This window comes from Collinsella sp. HCP28S3_E9 (assembly GCF_052065455.1).
Taxonomy (GTDB): Bacteria; Actinomycetota; Coriobacteriia; order Coriobacteriales; family Coriobacteriaceae; genus Collinsella.
Window position 1 is genome coordinate 66,524 of sequence record NZ_JBQHTZ010000006.1, and the last position, 22,039, is coordinate 88,562.

The following is a 22,039-nucleotide window of genomic DNA, read 5'->3' on the forward strand; positions in this document are numbered from 1 at the left end:
AGCGGGCGCTCGCCCTTAAAGCTTCTTAGAAAGCGTTCTTTGAAGACCAGTGGTTTCTCAACTGGTAGTAACCACGTGACGTGTTGTTGTCACTATATCACCCCAGAAGAGGTCGCTTTCGTTGATTCATACAGTAAAACGTTTTTGCACCGCTCACGGTGATATTTCGACCGTTTACCGGTCGTTAACACATCTACCTGCGGTTTTGAAACCGTTTCGAAATGTTTTGGCAAAAGATCGGATCTTTTCCCGTGTCTAAACAACGCAGGGCGGCTAAAAATAGCGTGTAGAAAAATTGCAGGTCATTGTGAAGATATGTGAATTGGTCTTTTTGACTTAATACCAGTCTGAACCAGTTTTGAGATTATCGGTGAACGGTCGTTTTCGACCGTTCACCGGTTACTTGCAATCGTTTGCAGTTGTTTTCCCAGATGAATTAGGGAGACCCGATGAAGCACGTGCGTGATCATTCAATCTGCCCTTTCCGTCTCAATAGATAGCCCTCCAACGCAAAAAGCCCCCTAGAACGATTTCCGTTCTAGGAGGCTTCATCAGATATTTCGGCTTCGTACTCGAAGGCTCAGGCAAACCCTACGCAAACAGGCCGTAGATGCTGATATTGGCCTTGGCGTAGAGGCCGTTGGCGTACTCGGTCCACTTGGAGCTGGCGCTCGAAGCCTGCGAAGAGTACTGCTGGTAGGCGGTGTAATAGGCGGTCATGGCCTGCTTATAGGTAGCGCTATCGGCCGTAAAGGCATCGTCGGCAAAAGCCTTAGCGTAGGTGCTATCGGCGTCCTTCCAGGTGCCCTTCTTGCTATCCCACTCGTCACCGGCAAGGTTGATGATGTAATCGGCGTAGTCCTTGCTCGCGGTGTCCTCGTTGCCGTCAGAAGGCTCGGTCGGAGCGATCGGCATGCTTGCGGAGCTATCGCCCACCTTCTTCTTGTAGAGCTTCTGCAGCGTTGCGGACTGGCGGACGATCTGCTTGGCCTGGTCCTTGGACACGCCATACTGCGTGGCCATGGTCTTGTAGTCCGAAGTGCCAATAGAATCCTCGGCGTACTTCTTCATCTCCTTAGAAGAGACGGTGATGCCCTCGTCCTCGGCGGCGTCGAGCAGGATCTTGTTGCGCACGTAGGACAGGATAACGTCGGCAGAGGGAGCGGTGTAGTTGCCATCGCTATCCTTGACGGTATCAAGGCTGTACTGGCTCTCGATGGCCTCGCGCGCGGTGATGTCGCTCTTCTTGCCGTTGTAGCTGTAGCTTGCCACGGTCGAATCGAGCTGGTCCTCGGTGAGGGTCGCCGAGCCGACGCCCTTGCCGCCAAAACCACCGTTGCCGATAAAGAAGCCGACCACAGCAGCGATCACGATGGCGACCACAAAGGCGGCAATCATCGTCTTCTTGTGCTTGGATGCGCTGTCGTCCACGTCGGAGTCATCGTCCTCGTCCTGCTCCTCAGGCATGAGGTTCTCGTCGGCGGCATCCGCGGCAATCTGAGCCTCCAGGCGGGCGTCCTCCTCCTCGGCGGTCGTGCCGGCAGCAATGTGCTCGGCAGACGTACCGGCGACCAGGTCGATCTTCTCGTCCTCGTCACCGTCGGGGCCTTCGCCGCGCTCGATGATCTGGATGCCGTCGATCTCGTCCTTTTCGTCCTTCTTTTGAATCAGACCCATATCAGTTACTCCTTGTTAAGAAACATAGTCCTCAATAGAATACGCCCGACAGAGCGCCGGGCGTATTCATTCTCAGGTTATCCGCAAACGTATAAGTACCGTTTAGGCGTTTGAAGCCGTATCCCCTTAGGCAAGATGCGCGATAACGGCATCGGCAAAGGCCTGCGTGCCCACGGCGCCCTCAATGGAGCCGGTCTGGGCACGACGCACGTCACCGGTAACCTGCTCGCCCTCGTCGAGCGTGGCAGATACGGCGGCGCGAATACGATTGGCAGCGTCGTTCTCGCCCAGGTGATCGAGCATCATAGCCGCAGACAGAATCTCGGCCGTGGGATTAGCGATATCCTGACCAGCGATATCGGGCGCGGAGCCATGCGTGGCCTCAAAGATGGCACAGTCGGCTCCGATATTGGAGCCGGGGGCCATGCCAAGGCCGCCTACAAGACCGGCGCACAAGTCGCTGACAATGTCGCCATACAAATTGGGCAGGACCAGAACATCGAAGTCGTTGGGGTTCTGAACCAGACCCATGCAGGTGGCGTCGACGATCTTGTCGTTGAACTCGATATCGGGATAGTTGGCAGCCACCTCGCGAGCCACGCGCAGGAACAGGCCGTCAGTCGCCTTCATGATGTTGGCCTTATGCACGGCCGTCACCTTTTTGCGGCCGCAGCGGCGAGCATACTCAAAGGCGTACTCCACAATACGGCGGCTCTTGGCGATGGAGATGGGCTTGATCGAGATGGCGGAATCCGCGGCGAAGGTTTTCTGACCCGAGCGCTCGACAAGCTGTGAGAGCTCCTCGACCTCGGCAGCGCCCTCGTCGAACTCAATACCAGCGTAGAGGTCCTCGGTGTTCTCGCGCACGATAACCAGGTCGACACCGCGGAAGCGCGAGCCATCGCCCGGTTGCGACAGGCAGGGGCGCACGCAGGCGTACAGGTCGAAGTACTTACGCAGGGCAACGTTGACGCTGCGGAACCCCGTACCGACCGGCGTGGTGATGGGGCCCTTGATGGCAACTTTGGTCTGGGCGACGGCATCGAGCACATGCTGGGGCAGCGGCGTGCCAAACTCGTCCATGACGCCGGCACCGGCCTCCTGGACGTTCCAATTGATCTGGACACCGGCGGCCTCGACCACGCGGCGCATGGCCTGCGTAATCTCGGGACCGATACCGTCACCGGGAATCAGGACTACATCGTGCGCCATAATCTGTTACTCCTCGTCTTCGGCGTCGTCAGATTTTTTAACGCTAGCACGCTTCTTCTTTTTGGAGAGATCCAGGCCAAAACGTTTAACAAGCATTTCGCAAATCTCGCTCGAACGGGCCTTGAGATAGCTGCCCTTGCCGTTCTCGGCATCGAACTTAAGGCGCAGCGCAAGCTTCTCGGCGATCTCGGCATCGATCTCGCCTTTGCCAAACTCGTACAGGCAGCCGAGCATATCGCGATACTCGAGGTCACCGTGGTAGCACTGGATGGCCTCGTCCAGGATGGGCCAAGCCTCGCGCGAACGCTCGACGCTCGTGGCACCCCACACGCACAGCAGGCGGAAGGCGGCATAGCGCAGCGTGGAGGAAATCTCGTCAAACAGTGCGGTCTCGACGCCCTCAAAGGCATCACCCAGCTGGTCGGGGCAGGTGGTGGCAAGCGCCGCCAGGGCATCGAGGGCCTCCCAGCGAGTCTGAGCCTCGGGCCGGTCGAGCGCCTCGATCAGCGCGGGCACGCAGGGCACGACGCGCTGCGGGTCGCGCTCGGCAAGCAGGTGCAGCACGCGGGCGGCAAACTGGCGGATACGGCGCGTGGGGCAGCCGAGCTCCTGGACCAAGCGGTCGACGGTGTTCTCGTTCTCCTCTGCCAGCTGAAGCTGTGCCAGCTCCTCGTCGGTGAGCTGTTCGTCTTTGTTTTCTGCCATAGTTACCTCTTCTTACTATTTCTTAGTGTGCCTGCCAGCACCCTTGCTGTCATCGGTGACCGAGATGAGCTGTCGGTCAGCCGCGCCATTGCGACGCGCGCGGCGGCGCTCCTCGGCGTCTCCTGCGTCGGCGGCGGCGCGGTGAGCCTGGTTGACGTTAAAGACCTCATCGTGCTTGCGCCACGGACCAACGGACTCGCCAAAGCTCATCTTAAGACCGGCGATAAAGCCGCCAAGCCAGCCGATCGGCGCAAACTGCACCAGCGGGAACAGCGAGAACACCCAGGTCAGCAGGACGACTGCCGCCGCTCCTGCAAAGTTGGCAATCCAGTAGTCGCGCTTGGTGACGACGCGCTTTTCGCACGCCCACTGGCCGCACAAAAAGCCAATGTAGATCGCAAAGAGAAAGAGCACTAGTGCAAGCACCACGAACGTCCAGCTCATGGGCGCTACTCCTCGTGATGGTGGCCGCAGCAGCACTCGTGGCCGTCGTCATGGCCGTGGCCGCCGCAGCACTCGTGGTCCTCGCCATGGTGGTGGCCACAACCGCACTCGTGGTCGTCGCCATGCTCGCCGCAACCACAGCCTTCCTCGTGAGCACCATGCTCCTCGGGACGATACTGCGACCAGTCCAGACCGGCGGCAATGGCGTCGGCCTCCTCCTTATAGAGGACATTGATGGCCTGGGTACCCAGCTTGGCACCACCGATGGCGTCGAGCATGTCATAGAGCGTAAAGGCCACGTCGGCGCCGGGCAGCGCAAGCTCGCGGTCGTCGGCATAGGCGAGCGCCAAGCGCAGGTCCTTGATGAAGTGCTCCACCATAAAACCGGGCTTGTAGTCGCCGTCGAGCGCCTTGGGCGCCAGGCTCTCCATGGCACCGGACTTGCCGGTGCCGCCCAGGATCATCTGACGGGTCTTCTCCATATCAAGGCCGCTCAGCTCGGCAAACGCCAACGCATCGGCCATGCCGACCATGCAGGCGCCCAGCGACACCTGGTTGGCGAGCTTGGCAGCCTGGCCCTTGCCGGCGCCATCGAAGCAGCAGATGGTTGCCGCAAAGGTGGAAAGGATATCGCGGACCGGGGCAATGTCGTTCTCGGTAGCGCCCACGATAGCCGTAAGCGTGCCGGCGATAGCACCCGACTCGCCGCCGGTGACGGGGCAGTCAAACGCCATGCGGCCGGAAACCTGGGCGGCCTCGGCAATGTCGCGCGCCAGCTCGGGCGAGCTCGTGGTGAGGTCGATCAGGACCGCACCGGGCTTAGTGCACGCGAGCAGACCGTCGCCCGCCAGGTAGAGCTCCTCGACCTCGGAGGGATAGCCCACCATGGTAAAGACGACGTCGGCGTTCGCCGCGGCATCTGCCGGCGTATCGGCCCAGACGGCACCGCGCTCAACAAGCGCTGCAGCCTTGGACTTGGTGCGGTTGTTGACCGTGACGGGATAGCCAGCGTCCAGAATGTGGCCGGCGATAGGGGCACCCATGATTCCGGTGCCGATAAATGCGACAGAGAGCTTGTTTGCCATGAAACCTTTCCTTTTGGGTTGGGTGTTATTACCAGGTTGAATACTCGTTGCCAGCGTTTGGGCTGTGAGTCGAGGGCGATTACGGACGCAGCGCTTGTCTACTGGCCGCGCACGCGGCGGGCGATGCGGTCGGAAAGCGACGCCTTGTCGGTGCGGTTCTTGCCCCAAAACGCGCAGGCCACCATGCCGGGGCCCACGTGCGAGCCGATGGTGGGGCCCACGGAGCTGCGAATGATCGTGACGTCGGCGCAGCCCTCCTCCTTGCGGATGGCGGTTTCGAGCCAGTCACCGTCCTTTTCGGCATCGGCCGTCATGATGGCGATGGGCATGGTGCGATCGGGCACGTAGTTCTCGCGGAACGACTTGAGGATGGACTTGAGCGCCTTCTTGCGGCCGCGGTTGACGCCGATCAGCGACAGCGAGCCGGCAAGGTCGTAGGAGAGCTCGGGCTTGACGTCGAGCTTTGCCGTGAGCTGCGCCGCCGCGGGCGGAATGCGGCCGCCGGCAGCCAGCGCATCGAAGCTCTCGAGCGTAAAGTAGCCGTGCACGTAGGTCTTGGCCTCGTTTGCCCAATCGACCAGCTGCTTGGCAGTCAGTCCCGCCGAACGCTGGCGCACGGCCTCAAGCGCCAGGAGCTCGCCGGTCGCGCAGGGCAGAGCGTTGTCGACCACGTAGAGCTCAAAGTTGGGATACTCGGCGCGCACGGCATCTGCCGCCTGGCACGCGGAGTTGTAGCTCGACGACAGCGCCGAGGTAAAGCACAGGTAAACCGTGGGCGTGCCCTCTTTGGCGCACTCGGTAAAGAACTCGATATAGCGACCGAGCGACACAGCCGAGGTGGACACGCGGGCACCGGCGCGCATACGGTCGTAGAACTCCTTAGGGCTCATGCTCGACCAGATGTCGTCCGTGCGCTCCTCGCCATCGATAATGAAAGGGAAGCCCAAGATATCGACATCGAGGTTCGCGGCGACCTCGGGGTTAAAGTCGCAGCAGGTATCGACGACGATACGGCAACGGTCCGAATGACCGGCGGATGCGGCCTTGTCCATCAAAGCGACTCCTTACGTAAAAAAGGCGGCCACCCGCATGGGATGGCCGCCAACCGTTAACTCATGCAAGTTAACGTATTTTACTCGTCAAGTGTTTCGATGCGGGGCTTGATGATGCCATATCCACCATTCTTACGGTGATACACCACATTGATGAGGCCAGTCGTCGCGTTCTCGAACACGTAGAAGTCGTGGCCGAGCAGATCGGTCTGCACCAGCGCCTGCTCCTCAGTCATCGGGGTGACATCGATGACCTTCTCGCGGACGAGCAGGTCGTCGTCCTCCTCGGGCAGCAGCAGGTCGGCCAGATCCTCGACGCGCTCGACCGGTGCGACATCCGCGGCGCTGGCACCGCCCTGGCGGTTGTCCACAACCTTGGTCTTGAACTTGCGCAGCTGGCGGGTGACCTTATCGGCGGAGAGATCGATGGCGGCATACATATCTGCGCCGTGCTCGGCGACGCGAATCACAGAGCCGCGGGCACGAACCGTGACCTCGACGATTGCCGGGTTGGGGTTCGAGGGGTTCTTCTCATAACGAAGCACGACGTCGACTGTCATGGGCTCGATATCGAAAACCTTGAGCGCCTCGCCGATCTTCTCGTCCACATGCGCACGCAGAGCATCGGTTACCGTCGTCTTGCGTCCAGAAACCTTGATATCCATACGTGGCTCCAATCTGCCTCGGGGACTTACTGTACTGGCTATGTACCCATTGCCGTGCATTTAATCACCCGAATTCCCAAAGGCCCGAATAACGACTGCTTGATACCGCATACCGAAGTCTCGCACTTTTCCGCGGCAAAGTGCGCTATATGAGGGCGTCGGCGGAGTTGGTTTTTCTCCTGGAAATTGCCCTTGAGCTGCTGGTTTTATCAAAATTGAAAAGCCGGGCTCCCCTATGGGGGAGACCCGGCCATGCGTGTTGAAACCGTGAAGAAGCGCCGCGTTCAATGTATGGCAGGCGCCACCCCTACCAATAACTAGCTATTGAGCTTGTTGATGTCATCGTCGGTGATGGCGCCCTCCTGGCTAGACGACGGGCTGTCGCCGTTGTTATCGGAGGTGTCGCCATCGGAGGACTCGGTCTCGTTGGACGTAGATTCGGATGCCTGCACATTGGCCCCCGAAACAGTCTTGGCGGTAAGGTCATAGGGCATTTGGCCGTACCAGACGCAGTGGACCGCCTCGAGCGTGCCGTCGACCGTGATGTCGTCGAGGGCATCGCTCACGGCACGGCACAGCTCATCGTTAGAGCTAAGGCCTGCGACGCCAAGCGTGGAGGGCGTCTCGAGCGTGCCGACACAGGAGATCTGGCTCATCAGGCGCGCGAGGTAACCACCGGCCGTGGAATCACAGATCACGTAATCGACCTCGCCCGACTCGAGTGCCTCGAAGCACTCGTTGATGTTGGAGAAGGTCTTTTGGTTGGCTGTGATGCCCTGCTTGGCGAGCGCTTCCTGCGAGGCCGAGAAGGTCTGAACGCCCAGAGTAGCGGTGTTAAGCGTTTCGGTGGAAACGCTCGGCGACTCGCCGTCACTGCTCTTGCCGAATACGGCGGGGGCGTCGTACAGACAGGTGCCAAGCGAGCTGATATCGCCGTCCGTAGAGCTGACGTCGCCAATGAAGATATCGGCCTTTTTATCGCTGAGCGCGGAATCGGCCGAGGACGCATCGACAAAGGCGACCTTGAGACCCATGCGGCATGCGAGGGCACGAGCGGCATCGACCGCATAGCCCGTCAGGTTTCCGTCGGCATCCTGCATGGCTTGCGGGGCATCGGAAGTATCGAGGGCGACCGTCAGGGTTCCCGGCGTGACCAGGGCATCGTCCGATAGCGTGGGGGTAACGGTCTCGCGCTCGATCTGGTCGATCGTGGGCGTCGTGAACGTGGACAGTGGATTGAACGCGCATCCACTCAGGCCCAAAACGGCAATGACCGCCGCGGTCCCAGCACCCAACCGAGCTGCATGCATCAAGCTGCCCCTCACCATGTCCGCTACCCTGCCTTCTGTGTCGTATACGATCCGTGCCCTGCACGGAATATCGGGTTGTTCCCACCAGCTGACCTGGTATTTGACCCCACACTTGCGCACCGGGGCGTTTGCTCGGGAGGCCGCAGCCACCTTCACGACTGGCCCGCTCGCCCGCGAGGCGGTATTGCCCCAAAGAAAGTAGAACGGACGGTACGGCTTACATCTAGGACGCGCCATGATCGCGCCGCGCGCACGCGGTCGCTTACGTGGATCCCTTTGACCGCGTCTGTCTTGGACTTGGATGGGCGCATTGCCCGTCCGCAACCACAGCCTGGCGGGAACGTAGCGCATTATAACTAAGTTCAAGCTAAAGTTTAAGGTTAGGTCGTCATTCGCACCGCGAGTACAGATTTCGCAGGTCGAGGCGGGCAGCACACGGCGCTCTTCATCGGGACGGAAGTCCCTCCAACTGATGTGACCCATTTGCCGGCGCTCGGCGCGCATCATGTGTAGCGCCGAGGCGCCGGTCAGGATTACAGAGGCTGCCAGTTGCTCGCCTGTCGGCTCGACGCGCCGCGCAATCTTCACTGCCACAAAACCACCCCTACCAAACGCGTGCGATAGCGAGGCCATCGACGGCTTTGGCGCCGGCGCGCTTAAGCTCCGCCGAGGCCGCTGCCATTGTTGCGCCCGTGGTAATGACATCGTCGATGAGCAGCAGACGACAGCCACGTACATCCTCGACCGTCTCGTACATGTCCCGGGCATGTTCCCGGCGCTCGGCGCGACCGAGTTCGCGCTGGTCGCCATGACCGTATTTGACCAAGGCGTCCAGCAATGGCACGCCCGAAAGATCGCAAAACGAGCGAGCGATTGCTTCCATGTGATCAAATCCACGCCGCCGAAACGCCGCCGCAGTCGCGGGAACAAATACCACCGCGTCGACACCGGACAGCACGCCGCCGTAACGGTCGGGGGCTGCTACCTGGGCATGCAAGGCGGTGTCGTAGAGCAGCTCTGCCAGATACGGTGCCAGACGGCGCTCGCCCGCATCCTTGTATGCCTTGATGATGCGCGGCAACGGATGTGCATAGACAGCGCACGCCAGGCAGCGATCGAGGGCCTTAGCCACCGCCGAAGACGCACCCTCGACCGAGCACTCGGTACACAGCAGGTCTCCAAACGGAGCGCCACACCTCGTGCAGCTGTGGCGCGGATCGACAAGCGTGAGCGACGCCAGGCACTCCCGACAAATAAGCGCACCGGCACGCTCGCAACCGGCGCATCGCGTGGGCGAAAGAACCTCGAGTGCCTCATGCGCCGCGCGCTCGGCAAACGGTAGCAATTCATCCGCTAACGGCAAGATGCCGGCACTCCGTAAGCGGCTCAAACCATTCAGATAGTTATTTATGACAAAACCCTCCCTACGCTTGGGCGAAGGGAGGGCTGTCGATTCAGTGCCATGATACCCCGTTGCACTTGGGGTCAGACAAGTCGAATCCGCTTGCGGGCGCTATTCGCCGGCAGGCGGTTGCGGTGCGGACGAGGTGTGGGTCGAGCCTTCGCCACCATCCTGGCGCGGCTTGCGGGAACGGCGACGGCGGCGGCGCTTCTGACTCTGGTCGGCCGAACCCTCGCCACTGCGATCCTCACGCGGTTCGCGCTCGTCGCGAGCACCGCCGCGCGAAGCCTTGGCGGCAGCTCCTCCGCCATCGCCGGGGCGACGGCGCGTGACCTTGACTTCACCATCCGAAACCTGATCGGCCACAGAAGGAACCGAGGGTTTCTGCTGCGTGCCCGAGGAATGGCGACGGCGCGGACGCGGCGCGCGCTCCTCCTCGCCACGTGGCCTGCCAGCCTTGTCGGCAGGCGCGTCGGAGGCCGAGGCGCCCTTGGGAGCGGCACCGGCCTCGCGAGCGGCTGCGGCGCGGAAGGCGTCCTCGCGCTCCTCGCTCGACAGGTGGCGGCGACGACGGCGCGTGGGGTTCATGCCGCCGCCGCGGTTTTGCTGCTGGGGCTGCTGAGCCTCGCGCTCGCGAGAGGCGTTCTTGCCCGCGGTCTCGCCGTTGTCGACGGACGCCGCGCGCTTGCGGCGACGACGGCCGCCGGCCGCCTCCTCGGCCTCGGAAGCCTCGGCCTTGCCGCGGCCCTTTCCGCGGCCACGACCCTCGCCCTGGCCCTGACCGGCACAAGCATCGGATTCGGCATCGCGACGACGGCGCTTGGGCATCGACGTGCCGGCCAGACGGTCGGCACTCGACAGGCCATCGCCCACGTCGACGCCGTTCTCGCGATCGAGCTCCATGAGCGCCAGGCGCATCTCGGGCGACTCGATACGCTCGAGCACATCGCGCGTCACGCAGTCGGGGCGGCAGCTGCAGCCCTGCTCGGCGGCCTTCTTTTTGCAGCCCTCCGAGCACGTCATATCGGCCAAGTTGACCTTAAAGACTTTACCGTTCTCCAGGCGCAGCACCAGCTGCTCACGCGGCGTGTCATATTCCTGGATACGCGCCTTGCCGAGCGGCGTATCGATGAGCGTCTTCTTTTTGGGCGCACGGCTCTTAAAGTCCTTGTACGCCTCGAACTCATAGCGCAGGCAGCACATCAGGCGGCCGCACACGCCGCTGATCTTAGACGAATTGAGCGGCAGGTCCTGCTCTTTTGCCATGCGAATCGAGACGGGCTCAAACTGTCCGCCAAAGCGCGTGCAGCAGAGCTCCTGTCCGCATTGGGCATAGCCGCCCACCAAGCGAGTCTCGTCGCGCACGCCAATCTGGCGCATGTCAACGCGAATGTGCAGCGTCGAGGATAGGTCCTTGACGAGCTGACGAAAATCGACGCGCTCCTCGGCCGCAAAGTAGAACACGGCTTTCTCGCCGCCAAACAGGTATTCGACACCCACCGGCTTCATCTCGAGGTCGAGATCTTTGACCAGACGGCGGAAATCGACCATGGCCTCATCGCCCTGGATGGCCAGGTCGTCGGCAAGCTGCAGGTCGATATCGCTCGCCACACGCAGCACGGGCTTGAGCGGCTGACCGATCTCGTCTTGCGGCACCTCGAAGGGATCGGCCGTGACCAGGCCGATCTCGGTTCCGCGCTCGGTGGAGCAAATGGCATAATCGGCCTCGAGGATATCCAGATCCTGCGGGTCAAACCACAGGTCGCGCGAGGCGTAGGTAAACTTAACGGGTACGACTAACGGCATTTCAGTGCCTTCCTGATATCGAACAGCATGACCTCGATGGCCAGCTGGGGAGTAACGTTTCTGGCAATGTTGCGCTCGGCGGTCGCGACCGCCTCGAGCGCCCGGGTGGCACCCGCAACATTCGTCGCGGCGGCAAGCCGCCCGATCGTGTCGCGCACATCCTCGTTCACAATGTCTGCCGCCTCATCCTGAAGCGTCAGCAGCACGTCGCGCATGAGCGTCCGCGCGCTCGCCAGCGCTTCCATGATACCCGAACGCTCGCGCGCATTGAGTTCGCGCTTGTTGCGGTCCTCAAGCTGCTTCAATGCTCCACGCGACAGATAATCGGCGTTTTGCTCGAGCACCTTTTCCTGCGTGGACTTGACCTCGGCGAGCGGAGCCTTAACGGCGACGATGAGCGACTTGGCGCGGCTGAGTACATCGGCCTCGTCGGCGGCGATGAGCGAATCGATGGCGCGGATCATCTGGCGGCGAGCATCCTGGCGCTCGGCGCTCTTAAGGAACTCGATGCCGCGCGTGGGGCTCCCCGCCACGGCGACCGCCATGCGACAGCGTGCGAGATCCTGGCCCGTCGCGCGGCTCACGGCCTTCGTGGCCACGGCGGGCGACACCAGCCGAAACGGCACGCACTGGCAGCGGCTCACGATGGTGGGCAACATCACGTCTGCCGAGGTGCCCAGCAAGATAAACATAACGCCCTCGGGCGGCTCCTCGAGCGTCTTGAGCAGTGCGTTGGCGGTGTTGGCGCGCAGCTGCTCGGCACGGTCGATGATGTAGACCTTGGCCTTGGCACGGATGGGCGCCAGCGGCACGTCGTCGAGCAGCTCGCGGGTCTGGGCGATGAGGTAGCCCGTAGCGCTCTCGGGCGTGTAATAGTGCACGTCGGGGTGCGTATGGCGGGCGACACGCACACAGCTATCGCATGAGCCGCAGCCGTCCTGCTCGCACAGGAAGGCTTGGGCGAGCGCCCAGGCGGCATCGAGCTTGCCGGCACCGGGAGCGCCCAAAAACAGGTAGGCGTGCGATGCGCGGCCGCTGGCGACGGCGTTGGTCAAAAAATCGCGTACGCGCTCTTGGGTGTCGAGCTTGGCCAGCAGGCTTGTCTGAGCGGGGGCCATGTTACTCGGCCTCCTGGGCAAGCGTGGCGGTGACGGCGTCCTGGGAAATGTCGAGACCGTACGCACGAACCTGCTCGACCGTCTGCGCGAAGACGTCCTCGATGGAAGCGGTGGCGTCGATGAGCTTCACGCGATCTGGTTCCTCGGCGGCAATGGCACTAAATCCCTGGTAAACGCGCTCCTGGAACGCCATGCCCTTGGCCTCCATGCGGTCGACCGCACCACGGGCGGACATGCGCAGCGCCGCCTGCTCGGGCGTGATGTGATAGACGAGCGTGAGCGCCGGGTGCGTCCCCGCGACAGCAAGGTTGTTGGCGTCGCGTACCATCTGGCGATCGAGGCCGTCGGCAAACGCCTGGTAGCAGGTCGTGGAATCATAGAAGCGGTCACACAGGACCACCTTGCCGGCCGCAAGGGCGGGAGCTATGACCTCGTGCACCAGCTGGGCACGTGCGGCCTCGTAGAGCAGCAGCTCGCAGGTATCCCCCATCGCCGTATTGGCGGGGTCGAGCAGCAGGGCACGGATCTTTTCACTAATGGCGGTACCACCCGGCTCACGCAGGGTCACGACCTGGTAGCCAGCGAGCTCGAGCGCACGGGCCAGCAGGCGCGCCTGCGTGGACTTACCGGCACCATCGACGCCCTCGAGCGTGATAAAGCTATGTTGAGCGGGCTCAAAAGCCATGGGCGCAGTCCCTTCCTACAAGGCGCGTAAATGCAGATATATCAACCAAATCATGATACCCCAGGGGCAGGCGCACCCCAAATCCAACCTAGTCATTGGGGACGTTCTTAATTGACTGGTCGTTTAAGAACGTCCCCAATGACTAAAGGCGCCTTTCCAAAGTTGCGGTGAAATAGGGACTGACTGAACCTCTAAGACCGCCAAACAGTCCCTATTTCACCGCAACTTATGATGGGGAATTTTGGATGCTTGGTATAATCGTCGTATGGCATTGAAATGTGGCGAAAGGAGTGGCAATGTCTCGGTATTGCGCCTCGTGCGGCAAGCTTCTTGCAGATAATGCCAAGTTCTGCACCTCGTGCGGTGCACCCGTTGAGCAAACAGCCGCGAGCGATAGCCAGCCCGCTTTTGAGCAGACCGGGCCCCTTGATACGCCGCAAGCCAAGGCGGACGATCCCCTCGCTTATCGCCCCGACCCCGCCGCAAGCCCCGCGGCCGTCGAGACCACGCAGTGCATACCCGTCGCGAGCGGCTCGCCCCAACAGCAGCCGGCTCCCGCATACGCGCCTGCTTCGCCACAGACCCCCGCTCCCAAAAAGAGCGGCACCGGGGCGCTTGTCGCCGTTATCGTTGCGCTGGTGGCAATCATCATCGCCCTGGTCATCTTCTTTGTGATCAAACCGTTCGACAACTCCGCCACGCAGACGACTGCCGAGGTTACCAAGCTGCACCACGATGTTGACGATGATGACCTCAAGTCTCTCGGCGACCCCAATAGCCTTTACGACGATGACGATGACGACGAGGACGAGGCTGGCGGCGAAGCAACCCTCTCCGAGCAGAACCTCTACCGTCGCCTGAGCGAATACTACGACCTGCTCGAGGACCTCGATAGCCAGGTCCGCGCCTGCGCGCAGGCCTTCAATGGTAGCTATCTGGAAGAAGATCGCACCACCCGCCAAAATCTCGCCGACGTCGCCGAGCGCACGGAGGAGACCATCGAGCAGTATTACGATATCGTCGAGGACCTGGACGTCCCCATGAGCTCCAAGAACTACAACTCCTGGAAAGACATCATTGCCCTGTATGACGACCTTGATCACCGCATCGACGCGATCTGCGATGCCTGGGAGATCAGCCTAAAGTACGCAAAGCCCTCGGACCATAAGGACGAAATCGTGGCGCCGCTGGCACGCGACAACGAGCCGGGAACCAGCAGCAACAAGTATCGCTTGGACTTTGAGGACCGCTATCCCAGCGCCAAACCCGTCGAGGTGAACTAGCGTTTTGTCGTTCCCGAGCTGGCAGTTAGGGACGTTCCTAAACTGCCGGCAGAAAAGGAACGTCCCCAACTGCCGAACAAAAAACGGGCGAGGATCATGGGACCCTCGCCCGTTTTTGTTTTGGGCAATGTTTCGGCTGCGCCGCTACTTGCTGGCGGCCGCCTTCTTTGTGGTCGTCTTTTTCGCGGCAGCCTTCTTGGCAGTCGTCTTTTTCGCCGTGGTCTTCTTCGCCGTACTCGCCTTGGTCGTGGTCTTGCGGCCGCGGGCGGGCTTCTTTTCCTTGGTCGGGCAGCCCATGTTGACGCAGATGCGCCACGGACCGCGCGCCGTGTTGACCACCACGATGGGAGCGCCGCACTCGGGACAGGTCTCGCCCGTCGCCTCGAGTTTGCCACGCGCCGGCAGCGGATAGCTCACGCCGCAGTCATCGTAGTTGGTGCAGCGGATAAAGCGCTTGCCGCTCTTCTCGCTCTTGTGCGCAATCAGGTCGCCATGGCGTCCGGCCTCGGCGCACACCTTGCACTCGCCCACCTTAAGGTCGGGCTCGTAATTGGTGGGACACGTGGGGTTCACGCAGATCTCGAAAGCCTTCTGGCGGAACGGCTGACACTTAATGCGCGGTGCGCCGCATTCGGGACACACGGCGGCCTCGCCCTCGAGCGGGCTCACCTTGACGCCGCTCGGCACCGGATAGGTCACGTCGCAGTCGGGCCAGCCCATGCAGCCGATAAAGCTGCCGCGGGTCTTGGCGCTCGTCTTCATGACCAGATCCTTGCCGCACTTGGGGCAGGCGCCCACGCGCGCATCGGCCGTGACGGCGTCGCTAATGGCGTCGCCCAGCTCCTGCGTGTGCTTGAGCAGCTCGTCGAGCACGCCGGCCAGCAGCGCGCGCGAGTGCGTCACGACATGCTCTTCGGTGTCCTCGCCGCGCTCCACGCGGGTCATGTCGCCGTCGAGCTCGCTGGTCATATCGGGGCTCGTGATGCGCGGGGCAAACTGCGTCAGCGCGTCGATGATGGCGATGCCCAGCTGGCTCGGCTCAACGGGATCGTTTTTGAGGTAGCGCACGGCGTACAGGCGCTCGATAATGCTCGCGCGCGTGGACTTGGTACCCAGGCCGCGCTTCTCCATCTCCTGCACGAGCTTGCCCTGGCTGTAGCGCGCGGGCGGCTCGGTCTGCTTGGCCTCGAGCTTAATGTCGAATACGTCGACCGTGTCGCCCTGCTCCAGCGGCGGCATCTGCTCGTCGCGCTTGAGTCCGTACGGGTATACCTCGCGGAAACCCGGGGTCACGAGCACGTCGCCCGAAGCCACGAACGGCTCGCCGTTCACGTCGAGCTCGAGCTTGGTGTTCTCGATGGTGGCGGGGCCCATAAGCGTCGCCAGGAAGCGACGGGCGATGAGGTCGTAGAGCTTGCGCTGGCCGCCGTCGAGCGTGGACGGATCGCCCTCGCCCGTGGGGTAGATAGGCGGGTGGTCGGTGGTCTCGACCTTGCCGCGCGTGGGCTTCATGGGACCGGCGAGCACCTTTTTGCATACGGGCGCCAGCGCCGGGTTGATCTTTGCCAGATCGCTCACCACGGCGCCCAGATCGAGCGTCGCAGGGTACACGGTGTTATCGACGCGCGGATAGCTGATAAGACCCGCCATGTAGAGGGACTCGGCGATGCGCATGGTGCGTGCGGGCGAGATGCCCTCGGCCGCAGCGGCAGCCTGCAGCGAGGTGGTCGCAAACGGCGTGGGCGGCTGCTGCTTGCGCGAGCGCTTGGTCACCGCGGCAACGGTTGCCGTCGCAACGCCGTCGACATGGCCGTACGCCATCTCGGCAGCATCCTTGTCGGTAAAACGCGCCGTCTTGTGCGCGATCTTAAAGCGGTCGTCCTCGGCAGCAGCCTGCGCGGCAGCCATGCCGCGGATTTGCCAGTAGTCCTCGGGCACAAACGCCATGCGCTCGCGCTCGCGCTCGACCACCAAGGCGAGCGTCGGGGTCTGCACGCGGCCGGCAGAACGCACGTTGCCAAAGCCGCCAAACTTGGCGAGCGTCAGGTAGCGCGTGAGCACCGCACCCCAAATGAGGTCGATGTGCTGACGACTCTCGCCGGCATCGGCCAGGTTCTGGTCGAGCGAGACGAGGTTATCAAAGGCCTGCGTGATCTCGGCCTTGGTAAACGAAGAATACTGGGCGCGGGCAACCGGCAAGTCGGGCGCAACCTCGCGCACCTTGTTGAGGGCGTCCGAACCAATCAGCTCGCCCTCGCGATCGAAGTCCGTGGCGATGATGACGCTGTCGGACTTCTTGGCAAGGTTCTTGAGCGAGCGAATGAGTTCTTTCTCGGCCGGCAGCTTGATAACGGGCGCCCAGGTAAGGTAGGGCAGGCTCTCGAGCTTCCAGCCTTTGATGGAGATACCGTCGGCAAGGAACGGTTTGCGCTTGGTGTCATAGGGCGGACGCGCCAGGCCATCGGGTATGTCGGCCGGCAGCATCTCGCCGTCCTCGGTGACCGAATACCAACCCAGCTTTTTATCGAACAGCACGCTGTCGCAAAAATCGGGCGCAAGGATGTGACCGGCAAGGCCGATTGTCACGCACTCCTCGCCCTTCCACTCAAAACGGTAGATGGCGGTGTTGTACACCTTGTCCTTTTTGGGCTTGCCCGTGGAAAGACGCTCGGCGATCTGACGCGCGGCGTCGTTTTTCTCGGCGATGATGAGCTTCAAAAGAGGCTCCTATCTCGTGTGTCTGCGGCTGCGCCCGCACGTACGACGGCCGACTTACGCCCTTGTTTGTTCGATCTGCCCGATGAGCCAATCGCACCAGGCATCCATGCCCTCGCCCTTGCGTGCGCTCACGGCAAACCGCGGCGCCTGCGGATTGAGGTCATCGAGTGTCTTAGTATACCTATCCATGTCAAAATCGAAAGCCGGGGCCACATCAACCTTGTTGAGCAGCTGTGCGCCAGCGTGCTGGAAGATGCCCGGGTACTTAATGGGCTTGTCGTCGCCCTCGGGCACCGAGAGAATCATGATGGACAGGTTCTCGCCCAGGTCAAAGTCGACCGGACAGACCAGATTGCCCACGTTTTCGATAAAGATAACATCGATGTTTTGAAGGCCCACTGCCTGGTCGAACGCGTCAACGGCCTTCATGATCATGTTGCCCTCGAGGTGGCACAGACCGCCCGTGTTGATCTGAATGGCGGGCATGCCGGCTTCCTTCATGGTGATGGCGTCGACATCCGAGGCGATATCGCCCTCGATGACGGCACAGCGCAGGCCGGCTTTGTCGCGCAGGCGCTCGTTGGTGCCCAGAATCGTGGTGGTCTTACCAGAGCCGGGACTCGACAGCACATTGATCACATAGGTGCCTGTCTCTTTGAATCGCTGACGCAGCTGATCTGCCAGGCGCTCATTGCGCGACAGAATTGGCGATGCGATATCAATAGTTTTCTCGGCCATACTCGGCACTCCTTACTTCTACCATTTATACCCCGTCCCCAAATGGCAGGCTGGTTAATTGTCGGGGGTTTCGATCTCGATGCTGGCGATGTCGAGCTCGCGTCCGTGCAGCAGGCGCACGTTGGTGCCGCCACACTGAGGACAGCGGCAATGGAAGCGGTCGTGCTCAAAGACCTCGCGGCAGTCCAGGCACTCGCTTTGTGGATGGACTTCCTCCACGGCAAGCTCGCAGCCGCGCGTGAGCATGTCCTCGTCGCGAAACGTCTCCCACGCAAAGTCGAGTGCCTCACGCACAACTTCGGTCATATCCCCAATGCGCAGCGTTACCAAAACAGCGCGCGAGGCCCCCGCCCCACGCGCCGCGCGAATCACTGTATCGAGTATGCCGTTGACAATGCCAACCTCGTGCATACGGATTTACTCCTCGTCGTCGTCCTCGTCGTCGTTCGAGAACAGATCCAGACGGCTCACAAACAAGCCTTCCTTGCCATCGCGCGCGGTAATGACCACGCGGGCGATGGCGAGCGAAATCTCGTAGAGCGAGAGCAGGGCGCCATACATGAGACCCAGTGTAACGGGCGAGCCGTCGGGCGTAATCACAGCCGAGCCCGCAAGCAGGCCAACGTATACGTAACGCCAGGCACCGCGGAAGGCCGCATAGGACACGATATGGAAGACAGACAGGTAGAAGATGATGAGCGGCAGCTCAAACGCCACACCAAAGCCGATCATAAAGAGCAGCTCCATGTTGACGTAGTTCTCCAGATCGGGCAGCGCCGTAGCGACGGCCGAGGTTTCGCCGATGAGCCACTCAAAGCCCGCAGGGATGATGATGAAGTAGCAAAAGATTGCGCCCAGGAAGAACAGCACCGTCGAGGCGAGCACCGTGGGCACAACCCACTTGCGCTCGTTGGGGCGAAGCGCCGGCAGGAAAAACGCCAGAATCTGCCAAATGATCATAGGCGTGCACATGACAACGGCCATCTTGAGGGCCAGCGAAAAGCGCAGACCAAAGCCGCCGAGCGTGGTGGTGATGTAGAACTTACCGTCCGGCACAAAGGAGCGGATGGGGTCTTCCAGGATGTCGAGCACCACGGGCGTGGCGAAATACAGCACGATGGCGGCGGCAAAGACCGACACGACCACGATGGTCAGGCGACGACGGAGCTCACCCAGATGATCGAAGAGCGGCATGCGCGCAGGTCCGATAGGCATTACTCATCGCCTCCCTTCGGGGCACGGGCGGCAGCGGCGTCGTCCTCGGCCTCGAGCTCGCGAGCGAGCTGGTCGACGACGGCCTTGCGCTTGCGGGGACGACGGGCGTAGAGGTCAGCCGTCGTGGGCTCTGCCGGCTCGGGCTCGGGCTCCGGCTCTGCAGCAGGCTCGGGCTCGACGGCGGCAGCGGCAGACTCGGGGCCCTCAGCCTCACCAGCAGCACCTTCGTCCTCGGCAGCACCCTCACTCGCGGCCTTCTCGGCGGCAAGGCGGGCACGGCGCTCGGCAAAGGTCTCCTTCTTTGCGGGCGCGGCCGTCTCGACGGCATCCTCGTCCGCATCGGAATCGTCATCGACGGCAGCCTTCTTGGGCTTGACCGGAGCCGAAGCGGCCTCGCTTACCGGATCGATAATCTCGGACTGAACAACAGCCGTCATCTTTTCCTGCGTCTCGCGGAACTGACGGATGGCACGGCCGATCGTGCGGCCCATCTGCGGGAGCTTATCCGGGCCAAACAGCAAAAAGCCGAAGACCACGATGATCGCGAGCTCACCCTCTCCAATACCAAACACACATACCTCCAAGGCTCGATGTGAGTCGAGCCCGCACCGCGCCATTCGGCCGGAACTCGTCTATTCATTCGGTCAAGTATAGCGCCCGGACGTCAAAACATCCGAGCGCATCACAAACATATACCAAACGGCACGCCCTTTTTGGGGCAGGGCTTATGCCGCCGTAATTGAAATCTCCTGGTCGACACCCAGCAACTGAACCACGCGCATCACCGGGGGCTGCACGTTGACGCAGCCAAACCGCTTGTCGTGATCGGCTGCGTGGTGCGCGGCGCCCACAAGTACGCCAATACCTGTCGAGTCGATATAGCTCACCTGGGCAAAGTCGAGCTCAACGGCCTCGGTGGGCTGCTCGAGCGCCAAGTCGATGGCGTTACGCAAGCTGTCGGCGTTAGAGATATCAATCTCACCGGTCACCCTGATGGTGTAGAGCTCCGGCGTGGGGTTGGTGGAAATACCCAAATCCATGTATACGCTCCTTTGCGTATCGAGAGTGCGGATAGTACTGGACGCGGATTTGCGGGGCCCTACGCGTTAGGCGCGCTCGGCACGAGCAAGCTCGGCAGCGACGAGCTTGACGGCCAGCACCAGCACGTCGAGTGCGGCCTCCAGGTCCTCGACCGTGGGATAACTCGGCGCGATGCGGATGTTGGTGTCGCGCGGGTCCTTGCCATAAGGCCAGGTGGCACCTGCCGGCGTGAGCTTGACACCCAGGTCGGCGCAAAGCGCGGCGACCTTTTGGGCCGAGCCCTCGGGGCCATCAAAGCTCACAAAGTAGCCGCCGCGGGGATGCGTCCAAGTAGCGCAACCCGTATCGCCCAGGCCCTCAGTGAGCTTGCACTCGACGGCCTCAAAGCGCGGACGCAAGAACTCGGCATGCTTTTTCATGTGCTCCTTGACCGCCTCGATGGTGGGAAGGAAGCGCACGTGGCGTAGCTGGTTGAGCTTGTCGGCGCTGATAAGACCGGCCTTCAGGCGCTTGGAGAACTCCGCGATGACCGCGGGACTCGCACCGATAAAGCCGATGCCCGCGCCCGGGAAGGTGATCTTGGACGTCGAGGCGAATGCCACCACGCGGTCCTCGGTACCCGCCGCGCGGGCAAGATCGAAGATGTTGGCGAGCTCGTCGGTCTCGTCGTACAGGTCGTGCACGCAGTAGGCGTTGTCCCAAAAGATGCGAAAATCGGGCGCGGCCGTGGGCATCTCGACCAAGCGGCGCACGGTGTCCTCGCTAAAGGTGATGCCCGTGGGGTTGGAATACTTGGGCACGCACCAGATGCCCTTGATGGAATCGTCGGTGGCAACCAGGCGCTCTACCTCGTCCATGTCGGGGCCGCTGCCGGTCATCGCGACGGGGACGTTCTCGATACCCAGGTCGGCGGTGATGCCAAAATGACGGTCGTAGCCGGGAACCGGGCACAGGAACTTGACCTTCTTACCGTCGTGCGCGGCCTCATAAGCCTCCCAAGGCTCGCTGCCGCACGAGCCGCAGCGCCAGAACATACCGGCGATATCGTGCTCGATCAAAAGGCTCGACGAACCCAGTACGAGCGTCTGATCGGCGGGGCAACCCAGGAACTCCCCCGCCAGCTTGCGTGCCGAGGGGATGCCCTCAAAGCAGCCGTAGTTGGAGCAGTCGACGTTACCGTCGTGCAGATCGGCGTCGGCATTGAGGATATCGAGCATGGGGCGCGAGATGTCCACCTGGGAGGGCGACGGCTTGCCGCGCGCCATGTCGAGCGCCAGGCCCTTGGCCTTGACCTCGGCAACCTCGGCTTTGAGCGCCTCGATGGCGGCATCGAGTTCGGTGGTTTCCATCTTCTGGTAGATCGTCTGCATGGGTGCGACCTTTCGCAAAGCGGGACGTTGCAGTTTGTCTAAGTATAGACCGCTACCGCCGCAACGGTATGAAGCCGTGATAGATTAAGTCCATCGCAATGAATTACGATATCCACCGTATGACCCGTATAGCCGCATGGCACATCCAAGGAGGCAGTATGGAATACGGCTCTTTTCAAGCCGAGGAGTTCGGAGACCTGCAGCGTCTGGTCGACGGCTTGTTTTATGACCGTAAGGCCATTGACCGCCTGGATCTAATCGTTCAGGCGGAGATCTTGGACCTGGCGCCCGATCTCATGGAAATCGTGAATCTTTTGCCGCCCGGCCACTACGACCGCCAATCGCTTTGCGACCAGCTTAACTCGGCCCTTGCCGCCCACGGCTGGGGCGCCGTCTACGGCACCGTGGAATAAAAATGGCAAATAAATGAAATGCCGTTTGTGACAGTGCTCACAAACGGCATTTTTTCACACGAGGGCATCCGGGGCATGTCCGGCCCCGGTTTTCGCGCTC

The 22,039-nt window shown here is 61.8% G+C and carries 21 protein-coding genes; 2 read left to right on the forward strand and 19 right to left on the reverse strand.

Translation table 11 applies throughout. The annotated features are described in order from the left end of the window. Positions 1 to 591: 591 nt before the first annotated feature. The 12 genes from ACTNA2_RS04310 to tmk all read right to left on the reverse strand — a co-directional run bounded on the left by ACTNA2_RS04310 (position 592) and on the right by tmk (position 13,161). Entirely contained in the window at positions 592 to 1,677 is a 1,086-nt protein-coding gene (locus ACTNA2_RS04310) for a hypothetical protein (RefSeq protein WP_427728600.1), read from the reverse strand. A 126-nt stretch (positions 1,678 to 1,803) separates the two neighbouring features. Beyond that, positions 1,804 to 2,889: an isocitrate/isopropylmalate dehydrogenase family protein gene (locus tag ACTNA2_RS04315; RefSeq protein ID WP_441048697.1), complete on the reverse strand. Its 1,086-nt coding sequence runs from the start codon at positions 2,887 to 2,889 to the stop codon at positions 1,804 to 1,806. Between the two features lie 6 nt (positions 2,890 to 2,895). Next, positions 2,896 to 3,594 carry a hypothetical protein gene (locus ACTNA2_RS04320; RefSeq protein ID WP_441048698.1) on the reverse strand — a complete coding sequence of 233 codons (699 nt, stop codon included), beginning with the start codon at positions 3,592 to 3,594 and terminating at the stop codon, positions 2,896 to 2,898. A gap of 15 nt (positions 3,595 to 3,609) precedes the next feature. Continuing rightward, positions 3,610 to 4,038, reverse strand: a complete 429-nt coding sequence (locus tag ACTNA2_RS04325) for a hypothetical protein (RefSeq protein WP_427728604.1) — start codon at positions 4,036 to 4,038, stop codon at positions 3,610 to 3,612. A gap of 5 nt (positions 4,039 to 4,043) precedes the next feature. Then, on the reverse strand, positions 4,044 to 5,123 hold the full coding sequence (locus ACTNA2_RS04330; protein WP_427718955.1) for an NAD(P)-binding domain-containing protein: 1,080 nt from the start codon (positions 5,121 to 5,123) through the stop codon (positions 4,044 to 4,046). Positions 5,124 to 5,221: 98 nt separating this feature from the next. Further along, positions 5,222 to 6,175 carry a DegV family protein gene (locus ACTNA2_RS04335; RefSeq protein ID WP_441048699.1) on the reverse strand — a complete coding sequence of 318 codons (954 nt, stop codon included), beginning with the start codon at positions 6,173 to 6,175 and terminating at the stop codon, positions 5,222 to 5,224. 80 nt (positions 6,176 to 6,255) lie between these two features. After that, the gene (hpf, locus tag ACTNA2_RS04340; RefSeq protein ID WP_055285508.1) at positions 6,256 to 6,840 is read right to left on the reverse strand and encodes a ribosome hibernation-promoting factor, HPF/YfiA family; all 585 of its coding nucleotides are present in this window, start codon (positions 6,838 to 6,840) and stop codon (positions 6,256 to 6,258) included. Positions 6,841 to 7,157: 317 nt separating this feature from the next. Continuing rightward, a complete protein-coding gene (locus ACTNA2_RS04345) occupies positions 7,158 to 8,150 on the reverse strand; it encodes a substrate-binding periplasmic protein (RefSeq protein ID WP_441048731.1) in 993 nt (330 codons plus the stop codon). A 604-nt stretch (positions 8,151 to 8,754) separates the two neighbouring features. Beyond that, positions 8,755 to 9,513 (reverse strand): ComF family protein, encoded by a 759-nt coding sequence (locus ACTNA2_RS04350; protein WP_441048700.1) that lies wholly within the window; start codon positions 9,511 to 9,513, stop codon positions 8,755 to 8,757. A 150-nt stretch (positions 9,514 to 9,663) separates the two neighbouring features. Continuing rightward, the gene (locus ACTNA2_RS04355) at positions 9,664 to 11,358 is read right to left on the reverse strand and encodes a PSP1 domain-containing protein (RefSeq protein ID WP_427718946.1); all 1,695 of its coding nucleotides are present in this window, start codon (positions 11,356 to 11,358) and stop codon (positions 9,664 to 9,666) included. Further along, positions 11,349 to 12,476 (reverse strand): DNA polymerase III subunit, encoded by a 1,128-nt coding sequence (locus tag ACTNA2_RS04360; RefSeq protein WP_441048701.1) that lies wholly within the window; start codon positions 12,474 to 12,476, stop codon positions 11,349 to 11,351. The genes ACTNA2_RS04355 and ACTNA2_RS04360 overlap by 10 nt, the downstream gene beginning before the upstream one ends. Before the next feature lies 1 nt (position 12,477). Beyond that, on the reverse strand, positions 12,478 to 13,161 hold the full coding sequence (gene tmk / locus ACTNA2_RS04365; protein WP_427747986.1) for a dTMP kinase: 684 nt from the start codon (positions 13,159 to 13,161) through the stop codon (positions 12,478 to 12,480). Positions 13,162 to 13,457: 296 nt separating this feature from the next. Between tmk and ACTNA2_RS04370 the strand changes: the two genes are divergently transcribed. Further along, on the forward strand, positions 13,458 to 14,444 hold the full coding sequence (locus ACTNA2_RS04370) for a zinc-ribbon domain-containing protein (protein WP_441048702.1): 987 nt from the start codon (positions 13,458 to 13,460) through the stop codon (positions 14,442 to 14,444). A 144-nt stretch (positions 14,445 to 14,588) separates the two neighbouring features. On the opposite strand, the gene ACTNA2_RS04375 is transcribed toward ACTNA2_RS04370, so the two are convergent. From ACTNA2_RS04375 to ACTNA2_RS04405, 7 genes are all read right to left on the reverse strand, one after another. Further along, positions 14,589 to 17,162, reverse strand: a complete 2,574-nt coding sequence (locus ACTNA2_RS04375) for a DNA topoisomerase I (protein ID WP_441048703.1) — start codon at positions 17,160 to 17,162, stop codon at positions 14,589 to 14,591. Positions 17,163 to 17,216: 54 nt separating this feature from the next. Then, positions 17,217 to 17,900 carry a hydrogenase nickel incorporation protein HypB gene (gene hypB, locus ACTNA2_RS04380; protein WP_441048704.1) on the reverse strand — a complete coding sequence of 228 codons (684 nt, stop codon included), beginning with the start codon at positions 17,898 to 17,900 and terminating at the stop codon, positions 17,217 to 17,219. A 54-nt stretch (positions 17,901 to 17,954) separates the two neighbouring features. Then, a complete protein-coding gene (gene hypA / locus ACTNA2_RS04385; RefSeq protein ID WP_152068469.1) occupies positions 17,955 to 18,311 on the reverse strand; it encodes a hydrogenase maturation nickel metallochaperone HypA in 357 nt (118 codons plus the stop codon). Positions 18,312 to 18,317: 6 nt separating this feature from the next. Beyond that, entirely contained in the window at positions 18,318 to 19,115 is a 798-nt protein-coding gene (tatC, locus tag ACTNA2_RS04390) for a twin-arginine translocase subunit TatC (RefSeq protein WP_427718932.1), read from the reverse strand. Further along, on the reverse strand, positions 19,115 to 19,687 hold the full coding sequence (locus ACTNA2_RS04395; protein ID WP_441048705.1) for a twin-arginine translocase TatA/TatE family subunit: 573 nt from the start codon (positions 19,685 to 19,687) through the stop codon (positions 19,115 to 19,117). Before ACTNA2_RS04395 ends, tatC begins: the two co-directional genes overlap by 1 nt. Before the next feature lie 153 nt (positions 19,688 to 19,840). After that, entirely contained in the window at positions 19,841 to 20,155 is a 315-nt protein-coding gene (locus tag ACTNA2_RS04400; RefSeq protein ID WP_154515032.1) for an STAS domain-containing protein, read from the reverse strand. A gap of 66 nt (positions 20,156 to 20,221) precedes the next feature. Next, complete coding sequence (locus ACTNA2_RS04405) at positions 20,222 to 21,526, reverse strand: aminotransferase class I/II-fold pyridoxal phosphate-dependent enzyme (RefSeq protein WP_441048706.1); 1,305 nt, start codon at positions 21,524 to 21,526, stop codon at positions 20,222 to 20,224. Positions 21,527 to 21,684: 158 nt separating this feature from the next. On the opposite strand from ACTNA2_RS04405, the gene ACTNA2_RS04410 reads away from it, so the two are divergent. Beyond that, positions 21,685 to 21,939 carry a hypothetical protein gene (locus ACTNA2_RS04410; protein WP_154515036.1) on the forward strand — a complete coding sequence of 85 codons (255 nt, stop codon included), beginning with the start codon at positions 21,685 to 21,687 and terminating at the stop codon, positions 21,937 to 21,939. The last annotated feature ends 100 nt before the right edge of the window (positions 21,940 to 22,039 follow it).

What these genes read in the sequence shown, in the direction of transcription:
- ACTNA2_RS04345 (WP_441048731.1), bottom strand. Translation starts at nt 8,150, where the DNA reads ATGCATGCAGCTCGGTTGGGTGCTGGGACCGCGGCGGTCATTGCCGTT.
- hypB (WP_441048704.1), bottom strand. Translation starts at nt 17,900, where the DNA reads ATGGCCGAGAAAACTATTGATATCGCATCGCCAATTCTGTCGCGCAAT.
- ACTNA2_RS04410 (WP_154515036.1), top strand. Translation starts at nt 21,685, where the DNA reads ATGGAATACGGCTCTTTTCAAGCCGAGGAGTTCGGAGACCTGCAGCGT.
- ACTNA2_RS04405 (WP_441048706.1), bottom strand. Translation starts at nt 21,526, where the DNA reads ATGCAGACGATCTACCAGAAGATGGAAACCACCGAACTCGATGCCGCC.
- ACTNA2_RS04370 (WP_441048702.1), top strand. Translation starts at nt 13,458, where the DNA reads ATGTCTCGGTATTGCGCCTCGTGCGGCAAGCTTCTTGCAGATAATGCC.
- tatC (WP_427718932.1), bottom strand. Translation starts at nt 19,115, where the DNA reads ATGCCTATCGGACCTGCGCGCATGCCGCTCTTCGATCATCTGGGTGAG.
- tmk (WP_427747986.1), bottom strand. Translation starts at nt 13,161, where the DNA reads ATGGCTTTTGAGCCCGCTCAACATAGCTTTATCACGCTCGAGGGCGTC.
- ACTNA2_RS04310 (WP_427728600.1), bottom strand. Translation starts at nt 1,677, where the DNA reads ATGGGTCTGATTCAAAAGAAGGACGAAAAGGACGAGATCGACGGCATC.
- ACTNA2_RS04355 (WP_427718946.1), bottom strand. Translation starts at nt 11,358, where the DNA reads ATGCCGTTAGTCGTACCCGTTAAGTTTACCTACGCCTCGCGCGACCTG.
- ACTNA2_RS04360 (WP_441048701.1), bottom strand. Translation starts at nt 12,476, where the DNA reads ATGGCCCCCGCTCAGACAAGCCTGCTGGCCAAGCTCGACACCCAAGAG.
- ACTNA2_RS04330 (WP_427718955.1), bottom strand. Translation starts at nt 5,123, where the DNA reads ATGGCAAACAAGCTCTCTGTCGCATTTATCGGCACCGGAATCATGGGT.
- ACTNA2_RS04400 (WP_154515032.1), bottom strand. Translation starts at nt 20,155, where the DNA reads ATGGATTTGGGTATTTCCACCAACCCCACGCCGGAGCTCTACACCATC.
- ACTNA2_RS04335 (WP_441048699.1), bottom strand. Translation starts at nt 6,175, where the DNA reads ATGGACAAGGCCGCATCCGCCGGTCATTCGGACCGTTGCCGTATCGTC.
- ACTNA2_RS04320 (WP_441048698.1), bottom strand. Translation starts at nt 3,594, where the DNA reads ATGGCAGAAAACAAAGACGAACAGCTCACCGACGAGGAGCTGGCACAG.
- hypA (WP_152068469.1), bottom strand. Translation starts at nt 18,311, where the DNA reads ATGCACGAGGTTGGCATTGTCAACGGCATACTCGATACAGTGATTCGC.
- ACTNA2_RS04315 (WP_441048697.1), bottom strand. Translation starts at nt 2,889, where the DNA reads ATGGCGCACGATGTAGTCCTGATTCCCGGTGACGGTATCGGTCCCGAG.
- hpf (WP_055285508.1), bottom strand. Translation starts at nt 6,840, where the DNA reads ATGGATATCAAGGTTTCTGGACGCAAGACGACGGTAACCGATGCTCTG.
- ACTNA2_RS04325 (WP_427728604.1), bottom strand. Translation starts at nt 4,038, where the DNA reads ATGAGCTGGACGTTCGTGGTGCTTGCACTAGTGCTCTTTCTCTTTGCG.